Annotated in this window: 10 protein-coding genes; 3 read left to right on the top strand and 7 right to left on the bottom strand. The window is 35.5% G+C overall.

Annotated features, from left to right (window positions below; genetic code table 11):
- The first annotated feature begins 260 nt into the window (after positions 1 to 260).
- The gene (locus ACH2CJ_RS11105; RefSeq protein WP_394992872.1) at positions 261 to 1,268 is read left to right on the top strand and encodes a Gfo/Idh/MocA family oxidoreductase; all 1,008 of its coding nucleotides are present in this window, start codon (positions 261 to 263) and stop codon (positions 1,266 to 1,268) included.
- Between the two features lie 151 nt (positions 1,269 to 1,419).
- Here ACH2CJ_RS11105 and ACH2CJ_RS11100 read toward each other — a convergent pair whose 3' ends face one another.
- The 6 genes from ACH2CJ_RS11100 to ACH2CJ_RS11075 form a co-directional block, all read right to left on the bottom strand.
- Positions 1,420 to 1,593 (bottom strand): hypothetical protein, encoded by a 174-nt coding sequence (locus ACH2CJ_RS11100; RefSeq protein ID WP_394992871.1) that lies wholly within the window; start codon positions 1,591 to 1,593, stop codon positions 1,420 to 1,422.
- A 192-nt stretch (positions 1,594 to 1,785) separates the two neighbouring features.
- Entirely contained in the window at positions 1,786 to 2,244 is a 459-nt protein-coding gene (locus tag ACH2CJ_RS11095; protein ID WP_394992870.1) for a hypothetical protein, read from the bottom strand.
- A gap of 254 nt (positions 2,245 to 2,498) precedes the next feature.
- The gene (locus tag ACH2CJ_RS11090) at positions 2,499 to 3,176 is read right to left on the bottom strand and encodes a hypothetical protein (protein WP_394992869.1); all 678 of its coding nucleotides are present in this window, start codon (positions 3,174 to 3,176) and stop codon (positions 2,499 to 2,501) included.
- Between the two features lie 537 nt (positions 3,177 to 3,713).
- Positions 3,714 to 4,634: an RluA family pseudouridine synthase gene (locus ACH2CJ_RS11085; protein ID WP_394992868.1), complete on the bottom strand. Its 921-nt coding sequence runs from the start codon at positions 4,632 to 4,634 to the stop codon at positions 3,714 to 3,716.
- A 44-nt stretch (positions 4,635 to 4,678) separates the two neighbouring features.
- Complete coding sequence (locus ACH2CJ_RS11080; protein ID WP_394992867.1) at positions 4,679 to 5,500, bottom strand: aldo/keto reductase; 822 nt, start codon at positions 5,498 to 5,500, stop codon at positions 4,679 to 4,681.
- Positions 5,501 to 5,595: 95 nt separating this feature from the next.
- Positions 5,596 to 6,591, bottom strand: a complete 996-nt coding sequence (locus tag ACH2CJ_RS11075; protein ID WP_394992866.1) for a phytanoyl-CoA dioxygenase family protein — start codon at positions 6,589 to 6,591, stop codon at positions 5,596 to 5,598.
- 148 nt (positions 6,592 to 6,739) lie between these two features.
- Between ACH2CJ_RS11075 and ACH2CJ_RS11070 the strand changes: the two genes are divergently transcribed.
- Positions 6,740 to 7,588: an AraC family transcriptional regulator gene (locus ACH2CJ_RS11070; protein WP_394992865.1), complete on the top strand. Its 849-nt coding sequence runs from the start codon at positions 6,740 to 6,742 to the stop codon at positions 7,586 to 7,588.
- A 56-nt stretch (positions 7,589 to 7,644) separates the two neighbouring features.
- Positions 7,645 to 7,956, top strand: coding sequence for a thioredoxin family protein (locus ACH2CJ_RS11065; protein WP_394992864.1), 312 nt, complete (start codon positions 7,645 to 7,647; stop codon positions 7,954 to 7,956).
- 39 nt (positions 7,957 to 7,995) lie between these two features.
- On the opposite strand, the gene ACH2CJ_RS11060 is transcribed toward ACH2CJ_RS11065, so the two are convergent.
- The coding region (locus ACH2CJ_RS11060) for a DUF2130 domain-containing protein (RefSeq protein WP_394992863.1) at positions 7,996 to 9,168 on the bottom strand (1,173 nt) is incomplete at its 5' end.

Here is a 9,168-nt window from a genome sequence, read left to right as displayed (position 1 = left end):
AAATTGAAAAGATACTGGAAAAATTATTATAATAAATCAACTGTAAACCTATATCAGGATTTTCAACTATAATTGTAAACTTATTTTAGGACAAGACATACTTAATTTAAAATACTTAACAGGGTTTGAAAAAACCATCGTAGGACACTGTGCTTGTCTTTCTACGGGAGAGAAGATTGATGTATCACGCAGAAAAATGAGAATTTTGGAATTGATTTAAAAAGTTCTACTTTAGTGGTTTGAACTAAAATCTAAGTACTATGCTCAACGTTGCCCTTGTCGGATTCGGACTTTCTGGGAGATATTTACAAGCTCCTTTTTTTCTTGCAAATCCTAATTTTAATCTAAAAACCATTGTTTCTGCTTCACAAAATCCACAAGCGGTTTATCCAACAGTGCAAGTTGCCCGAAGTTTAGACGAAGTTTTGGCAGATACTGAAATTGATTTAGTAAGCATTGCTTCGCCAAACAGTACGCACTACAGTCATGCCCGTCAGTGTCTTTTAGCAGGTAAAAATGTGCTGGTCGAGAAACCTTTCACCTCAACCGTTGCAGAAGCAGAAGAATTAATTTTGCTTGCAAAAAAACAAGGAAAAGTCATCTCTATCTTCCAAAATCGCCGTTTTGATAGCGATTTTATGACCGTTAAAAAAGTTATAGAAAACAAACTTTTGGGTGAATTATTAAGTTTTGAAATTCATTTTGATAGACATAAGCCTATTCTGAATGCTAAAAAATGGAAAGAAGAAACTGGGCCAGGTAGCGGAATTATCTATGATTTAGGCTCTCATATTATTGACCAAACAATTGTACTTTTTGGTAAACCTAATTCAGTTTCGGGAGAAACTTTTACCCAAAGAGAAGGTTCAGAAATTGATGATGCATTTAATATTCGCTTGGACTATGGAAAGCTAAAAGTTTTGCTAAAATCAAGCCTATTGGTACGTGAAGAAGGCCCAAGATATATTTTGCATGGCACAAAAGGTTCATTCGTAAAATATGGATTAGATGTGCAAGAAGACCATTTAAAATCAGGTTTAATGCCACTAATGGCAGGTTTTGGCGTAGAATCTGCCGAAAAATGGGGTATTTTGAATACAGAAATCAATGGTCAAAATTTCAGAGGAACGATAGAAACCGAAATTGGCAATTGGAATTTCCTATTTCAAAACCTCTACGAAGCCATTACCGAAGGTAAAGAATTATTGATAAAACCTGAGCAGATTGTAGAGCAAATTAAAATTATTGAGGCGGTGAAGGGTGCGTAATAATTATTTAGAGAAGGTGTGAAATTATAAAAATCATACCTTCTTTAAAATCTCTGCATTCAAAGTGTAACCCAACATCCTTTTATCTGTTTTTGATGGAATTCGCTCAATTGGTGTGGAAATTTGATAGATTTGATCAAGTTTGAATAGTCTAATTGTCTGTCAGTTTAATGGTTGTTGTGCCGGTCTTTACGCTTGCTGCCAACGCTAAAGTATTAATGAAGAAGGGGGAATTTGGAACTTGTCCGCCCGTAACTGAGGCTGGGTTTTGTTCCAAAGTTGAGTTACTTCCAACTGCTTCATAGTATTCCGTCCGCTGGTGCAAATGTTTGTTAATATACTGATGTTCAACTACTTCCGTCCGCCCCCGCTTGCCACAATACTATGTTGGCGGCAGGCATATTGTCGTTCGATGATGTGTTCAAAATGAAGTATAATTGTCGTATAATTAGTGTCCAATGTCCTATCTAAAAACTGTCCACGAGTCCAGAATATTCTAATTCTAAGTCCTGTGAATCTATAAATCAGTATATTTTACAGGACTACATTGAGCAAATTGTGTGTCAGTTTTAAGTCCAAACTTCGCTTGTTGAATGAATTTTTGTGCCAAGTTTCCGAATGTATTTTCTTGTTCAAGTGTGATCTGTCCTTCCTTGAAATTATACAAGAAATAGTCGACCGTCCCTTGTTTGGAAAAATATATTCTGTTGAAGCAACGTACTTGTTTGCCCCACTTAAAATCGTTTTTTTTCAAAAAGTCGCCAAGTTGAAAAATAAACTGTTGATACGATTCAATGTAAGCCTTTTGGTCTTTGAAAATAGATTTAGTAGAATCACTATCAATTCCACCACGATAAAGGCTGTCAAGTTTTTGGGAAATGCCAATTTTTTCTGCTTGTTGGAATGTCATACTTTTTTGTCCAAAGGCATAAATACTGAATAAAAAGAATGTCAAAATTAGGCTTGTCTTTTTCATGTTTTAACTTTTTTATAAGCGTTAAAATTGTCCGTGGTTTTCGTTTTGCACTTGCCACCTAACGAAAAAGTATTGTGGTCAGGTGGGGGAATTTGAAACTCGTCCGCCTGAACGTCTGCCGATATAAATTACTGATGTTCAATTACTTACAAATGTTTGGCAGTTTCCGTCAGACGGAACAAAAGCTAAATTATTAACTGATGCTCAATGTATTCCGTCAGCCCCCACTTGCCACAATACTATGTTGGCGGTCGTTATTTTTTCGTCGCATAGTTCAGCATCGTATTTAGCTTCTCGTTTGATTTCAGTCGGTCTATGAATTTGCTAAAATCTTCATTTGGAATTGGTTTTTCAGTTAGTTGAAGGTAATAGAAAGAACCGTTCTCGTTCGGGAAAATAATAACAGTCTGTCCGAATTGTAAATCAAAAGCCTTCGTACTTACCATCAAAAATCCTTTATCATCAGGGCTTTTCACACCAACAAAATCAAATTGTTCTGTTGATTTAAAAGTTCCTTGAAAAGTTAAGTATGGTGAGTTTCTGGAAATAACGTCTGCTTTACTAATTGTTGTAAGAGTGTCCTTGGTAAAAAATATTAAACATAAATCGTGTCTAAATATCATTTTGTTCTCTCTGCCACCAATGTTCTCACCTGTTGAAATTCCAGCAAAATTTGAATTTTGTATCTTAAAATTAAACGGTTGAGTAAAAACGTAAGTGTCGTATTTTTCAACTGGGAACGCAAGAGACTTTAAAGGTTTGGATTTGTCGCTCTCACGCCATTTTATGTCCTTTGAAAATAGGTCAATATTCCATTTTGTTGGAATTTGATTGTTCTCCGCTTTTGTCCTCAAAGTGTCCAAAATAGACTGCCCAAAACCTTTATTTGCAATGGTCAGTAAGAATATTGAAACTAAAATTATATTTTTCATTATTAAGGTTTATAAGTCTGTCCGTACCGATTTATTATGCTTTGGATTTTTTTCATAATGACCGCCAACGAGTGTATAACCGCCATACGCTCTGTATTTTATGATTTATGGCGTTTATATTTCATATATCTGCACCTTTTCTGAGTGTATCAAATATCTGAAATGTCTATTCCCAAAACTATAAATATTCCCCTAAATATCCAACATATCCATCGGACTTATTATTTGACTAAAACCCCATTCGGCTGAATTTTAATTCAGTCGGTGTGTCAGCCGTTTTTAAAACGGCAATTGCAAATAGGTCGCTAAATTAAAAGAGTGATTGTCGGTTGCTTTATATGTCAAAGCTCCACTCGGAAAAAAGTTGTGGTAAGCCGTTTTTTAATTGTGGATACTTCACAATCATAAAAAGGTTAAAAAAAAGTAGAAAAAAGAAAGTAAGTATTTGTACCCCGATTTTTAACTACGAAATATTTCGTAGTTAAAATGGGAAAAGGCAGAAAACTGATTTTAATAATAATATAATGAGGAATACAATCAGAATAAACCCACAAACTTAGCGGGCATTTGGGTTTCAAAATTCAAGTCTTCACCTGTGATTGGGTGTTTGAATGCCAGCACCCAAGCATGAAGTCCTAATCGTTTAATGGGGTCAGTTTTTGCTCCATATTTGTCATCACCAACAACCGAATGACCAATATCTTTTGCATGCACTCGAATCTGGTTTTTGCGTCCAGTTTCGAGATTTACTTTCAATAAAGTGAAGTTTTTATTGCTTTTTAGTACTTCAAAGTGTGTAATTGCCTTTTGCCCTACTTCCGAATTTTTGTTAGAATAAACAGTTAAAGACTTACTTTCAACCAAATAGGAGATAATTGTATCTTGCTTTTTCTCGACATAACCTTCAACCACAGCTAAATAAGTACGCTCTTGAATCGTAGCATTCCAAGATTCTTGTAATAATTTTTGTACTTTTTCACTCTTGGCAAACATCATTAAACCCGACGTTTCACGGTCGAGGCGATGCACCACAAAAATACGATTACTTGGATTTTGTTTCTTAATATGCCCACTCAAAATGCTGTAAGCTGTGTTGTCTTTTTGTTTTTCGGTAGCAATAGATAATACACCCGCTTGCTTTTCGATAACGATAAGGTATTGGTCTTCAAAAATGATATTTATTCCTCTATATTTTTGTTCTTCAGGGGCTTTTTTCCACTTAATTTCAACAATTTGCTCGGGTTTTAGTAGATGATTGAACTGCGTCATTGATTTTCCATCAACAAAAATATGTTTGTCTCTCAATAAAATTTTAACGTCATTTCGACTTTTTTGAGCCATTTTTGCCAATAAAAAAACCAATAATTCGGTTTCTTCAATGACCGTAAAACGTGTTGCTTCTGGTTTTGATATTTTATCTATATTTTGTTGTTTCGGTCTTCTGTCCTTTTGCTTCATCGAGTTTCTATCTAATATTTAGTCAAAGGTAGGACAAAAATTTGTTAAAACAGTTCCATTGGGTCTTCTACCACTCTGAAATTTTCGTGAAAAGTATCTATTATGCTCATATCTACGGCATCAATTTTAAAGTCAAAAACATCGAAGTTTTCTTTGATTCTTGCTAAATTCGCTGATTTTGGAATAGTAGAAACACCATGTTGCAAAGCCCAACGAAGAATGATTTGAGCAGGGGTTTTAGCATATTTTTGAGCTAAAAACAATAGTTTTGGGTCATTCATGCGTTGCCCACGCACCAAAGGCGTATAGGCTTGCAATTGTATTTGCTTAGTCTGACAATATTTCAATAAGTTTTCCAAATACAAATATGGGCTAAATTCTACTTGATTGACAGCAGGAACGATATTACCATAAGTAGCCAATTCATCTAAAAACGGAATCAAATAATTGGCAACCCCTATTGCCCGCACTCGCCCTTCGGAATAAATTCTTTCAAGAGCTTTCCAAGTATCTTTTCGGGTGACTTTTATAGGCCAATGCACCAAGTATAAATCTATGTATTCACAATTAAGTTTTCGCTGACTTTCGTCAAAAGCTCGTAAAGTTTGGTCAAAACCTTGCTCGGTATTATGTACTTTTGTAGTTATAAAAAGTTCTTTTCGAGCTATGCCACTTTCTCGCACCGCATTCCCAATTTCGACTTCATTTTCATACATTGCCGCCGTGTCAATGAGGCGATAACCCGTTTCTAATGCCCACAAAACTGCTTGCTCGGCATCTTTTTTGTACATGTCATACACCCCAAGCCCCAGCAAAGGCATCGAAATACCATTGTTGAGGGTGGTATAAAGTTGTTTTTGTACCATGTTTTATGTTTTTTTAATAAATTTTCCCCGTGCGACGGTCGTCCCTTTTTCAAGGGGCGAAAATTTCCTTCAGCACAACTTATAAAGATGGGCTTTCACCATTTTTCAAGTCCTAATAATTTTTTACCTAAATCGTTCAACTCCGCAGTGCCGTATTTTGTTTGTTCCCAATTTCTTGGGTCACCAGGAAAAGCGTATCCTTCAGGAGAAATACGATTTTTCCAAGAATTTACTCGCCATTCAAGCATTGCTTCGTTGTCTTCTTCGGCTGGCATCATCGAAATATATTGAGCAATTCTAACTTTATTATCCGAATTATTCGGACGAATGCCATGTGGTGTTATGCTATTGAAAATTAGTAAATCGCCTGCTTCTAATTTCACTTTATGAAACTTTCCTTCAAACGCCGAAGTATCGGGCTTAAAATGATTTCGGTCTTCGGGTTGAGTCAATTTCCAAGTATCATAAGTACGATACAACTCTGGAATACATTGAAAACCACCCATGTTTTCGTCGGTTTGGTCGGCAAGAGCCAAAACTCCTTGTACATTTTGAGGTTTTGTTTCGGGGTCATAGTCCCAATGAATAAAACCTTTATATTCGAAACCCGGTCGAATCGGAAAATTAAGGTTTGCACGATCAATCGTAACCCACAACTTTTCTGTTCCCCAAATATCGGTAAAAGCATCATACACTCGCTGCACTTGACGGTTATTCCACAAATGTTGATTATTATAAACCTCAACCATGCCTGTTCCTGCCAACTCTTTCATTTTCATCTCCGAACGAGGCGGTGCATACCAAGTGGTTTGGTCATTGGGGTCTTTTTCTTCAAATTCCCACAAAAACTGAGCAGTAGCTTGGGCTTGCACTTTTGATACAGCATTTTTGATAATTACGTAGCCATTTTCTACCCAAAAAGCCCAATCTTCTTCGCTCAAAACCTTTAAAGGTTTCCCATTTGAACGGTCATTTAGTTTCAAAAAACTACTTGTTGCTGTCGACGGATTTCCAGGAATATCTTTATGATTGGTGTTGGGCATCATGGTTGGAGCCATGGTAGCTACCATTCTCTGGTCTTTGGTTTCCATATTTTGTTATATTAAAGATTAAAATAATAATACAAAGATAGCATATCCAAATCGTGCATTTATATAACAATTATTGCATAAATTTGAACAATATTGATTTTTTTTAATATATTAGTATGATTTAATGTTAATTATAGTCAAAAATGCAATGAAAATTCGATTTGAAGAACTCAAACCATTTACCGATAGTTCATTTCATGTGATGGTTAATCCTAAAATGAGCGATTTATTCTTTTGGCATTTCCATCCCGAATTTGAATTAGTTTTTATTGAGGGAGTAAACGGTACTCGCCATGTAGGCAGGCATATTTCACGCTATGAAGAAAGCGATTTGGTTTTTATTGGCTCAAATATTCCACATCTCAATTTTGACTATGGAATAAAGACTGATTACGACGTAATAGTGGTTCATATTAGTCAGGATTTTTTGGGGTCGGCCCTTGCCAATACACCCGAACTTTCGAGTATTTCTCAGCTTTTTGAAAAGTCTAAATTTTGTGTAGCGTTCGATTCTGAAACCAAGCAAAAAGTAGCAAATCGATTAAAGAATTTATACTTATTACCGCATTTTGAACAGTTTTTAGAAATTTTAAGTGTTTTTAAAGATTTAGCATCAGCTACTAATATTGAATTGCTACACACACATCCTGTTGAAAATCAATATAATAAAAGGGAACGAGAACGCCTTAAACGTCTTTATCGATTTATTGATGAAAATTTTCAAAGGAAAATAGAAATCGACGAAGTAGCAAGCCTCAGCAATCTTTCACACGCTGCTTTTTGTCGTTATTTTAAAAAACGAACACTACTTACTTTCACCGAATTTTTGAATCTTTACCGAGTCAGCCAAGCCAAGCGACTATTACTTTCAGATAAAAACGTAACCGAAACTTGCTTTGAATGTGGTTTTGAAAGCCTTTCATATTTCAATCGAACTTTCAAGAAAATAACTAATGAAAACCCGTTAGCTTTTAAAAAACGATATTTAGAGAAGTAAAATAGAACCATTTCTTAATAAAAAATGTAGTATTATTTCAGTAAACAATTAAGAAAATGACTGGTTCTTTTGAAGAATTAATTGGGTCGGATGAACCCGTTTTGATAGATTTCACGGCAGACTGGTGCAAACCTTGCAAGAAAATTTCGTCTATGCTCAACCAATTGGTAGATGAGTTAGATGACGAATTGTTGGTCGTAAAAATTGACGTGGACAAAAATGTAGCTCTCCGAAAAAAATATAAACTCGAAGCCGTACCAACCTTGATGCTTTTCCAAAATAGTAAATTACTTTGGCGACATACAGGACTTATTTCAGCACCCGAGGTGAGGAATGCTTTGAGAAATGCTTTGAGGAAGGTTTTGTAAATAAATGTACAACGGATTAGGAAATCCGTCGTACTATTTTCATTCTTCCTCGCTTCCAGGCAATTCTAAATATTGAATTGGTGCGATGGCATTTCCAGCAATTCCTCTGATGCTGCCATACATATCAATGGTGCTGCCAATCACTTTTTCAATTTGCACTTCTCGTTCTTTCCAAATCCGTTGCATAGCACGTCTTTCTTTATCCAAATCTGATTTCATGGTTGTAAAACTCTCAACAATGGCTTCAATTTGTTGGCGAAATTGATTGGAAGTTAAGTAAGTATAAAGCAAACTCATTTTATCGGTTTTGTTTTCGTTGGCAGATTTTGCAGTTTGAGTCTGAATCAATATTTTACGCAAAACAAACACTAAACTCTTCATTTCTAAGTAGTTGCAAATCCAAACGCCATCTCTTTCACCAAAACGCTCCATCTCTTTGGGCATAGTTTGGGTAACTAACACTGCTATTTCTGCACCAATTTGACGTTGGTCGTCTTTCAGTTTTTCAATCCAATCACCACCAAAATTTTGTGTGCGTTTACTTTCATAAATAATTTTTCCACATACTTGTCCTAATTCATTTTTTACAGTTTGAATAACATCAGCTCCACGAATTCCCTTGCCAACTTCACTAATTTCGTCATAAATAAAGGTGTTTTTTAACATTTCTTCCAGCCCCATTTCTTGAACCTCTCCCTGCAATTGCATCGAACCTTGCTCAGCTTTTCGCTGCATTTCAGCCGCCAATTTCTTTTGGTCTTCGAGTTGTTTTTCCTTTTCCTTGATAATCAATTCATATTTTATTTCAAAATCTTTGCTTAGTTTCTCCTTTATTTGGTCTTGAATTTGCATTTCAAATTGTTTTTTCTCCAACTCCATTCGGTCTTTTTCATCTTTCAAGGCACGCTCTTTTTCCAAGAAATCAATTTCTTTTTTTCGCAAACCGCTTATCATTTCAGTCTGATTTTCTAATTGCTTGTTCAAAGATTCGATGGAAGCCGAACTTTCTTTTATGAGCCTTTCACGAATCTCATCCGCCATCGTTTTTCTTTGTTTTTCAATCGATTCGGCCAATTCTTGCTCTTTTCGCTTCAATTCGGCATCTCGTTGCTGTTCTTTTTGTTCAAATCGTTCCGCTTCTTTCTTTTGCCAATCGGTCATTATTTGGCGGTAATCATTTTTTATTTTTTCCGAAATTGACTTTTCAATATC

This window comes from Emticicia sp., from assembly GCF_043780375.1.
Classification (GTDB): Bacteria; Bacteroidota; Bacteroidia; order Cytophagales; family Spirosomataceae; genus Emticicia.
Note: the sequence above shows the minus strand (reverse complement) of the source record. Positions and strands in the feature narration are given on the sequence as shown.

What these genes read in the sequence shown, in the direction of transcription:
- ACH2CJ_RS11070 (WP_394992865.1), top strand. Translation starts at nt 6,740, where the DNA reads ATGAAAATTCGATTTGAAGAACTCAAACCATTTACCGATAGTTCATTT.
- ACH2CJ_RS11105 (WP_394992872.1), top strand. Translation starts at nt 261, where the DNA reads ATGCTCAACGTTGCCCTTGTCGGATTCGGACTTTCTGGGAGATATTTA.
- ACH2CJ_RS11080 (WP_394992867.1), bottom strand. Translation starts at nt 5,500, where the DNA reads ATGGTACAAAAACAACTTTATACCACCCTCAACAATGGTATTTCGATG.
- ACH2CJ_RS11095 (WP_394992870.1), bottom strand. Translation starts at nt 2,244, where the DNA reads ATGAAAAAGACAAGCCTAATTTTGACATTCTTTTTATTCAGTATTTAT.
- ACH2CJ_RS11075 (WP_394992866.1), bottom strand. Translation starts at nt 6,591, where the DNA reads ATGGAAACCAAAGACCAGAGAATGGTAGCTACCATGGCTCCAACCATG.
- ACH2CJ_RS11085 (WP_394992868.1), bottom strand. Translation starts at nt 4,634, where the DNA reads ATGAAGCAAAAGGACAGAAGACCGAAACAACAAAATATAGATAAAATA.
- ACH2CJ_RS11065 (WP_394992864.1), top strand. Translation starts at nt 7,645, where the DNA reads ATGACTGGTTCTTTTGAAGAATTAATTGGGTCGGATGAACCCGTTTTG.
- ACH2CJ_RS11090 (WP_394992869.1), bottom strand. Translation starts at nt 3,176, where the DNA reads ATGAAAAATATAATTTTAGTTTCAATATTCTTACTGACCATTGCAAAT.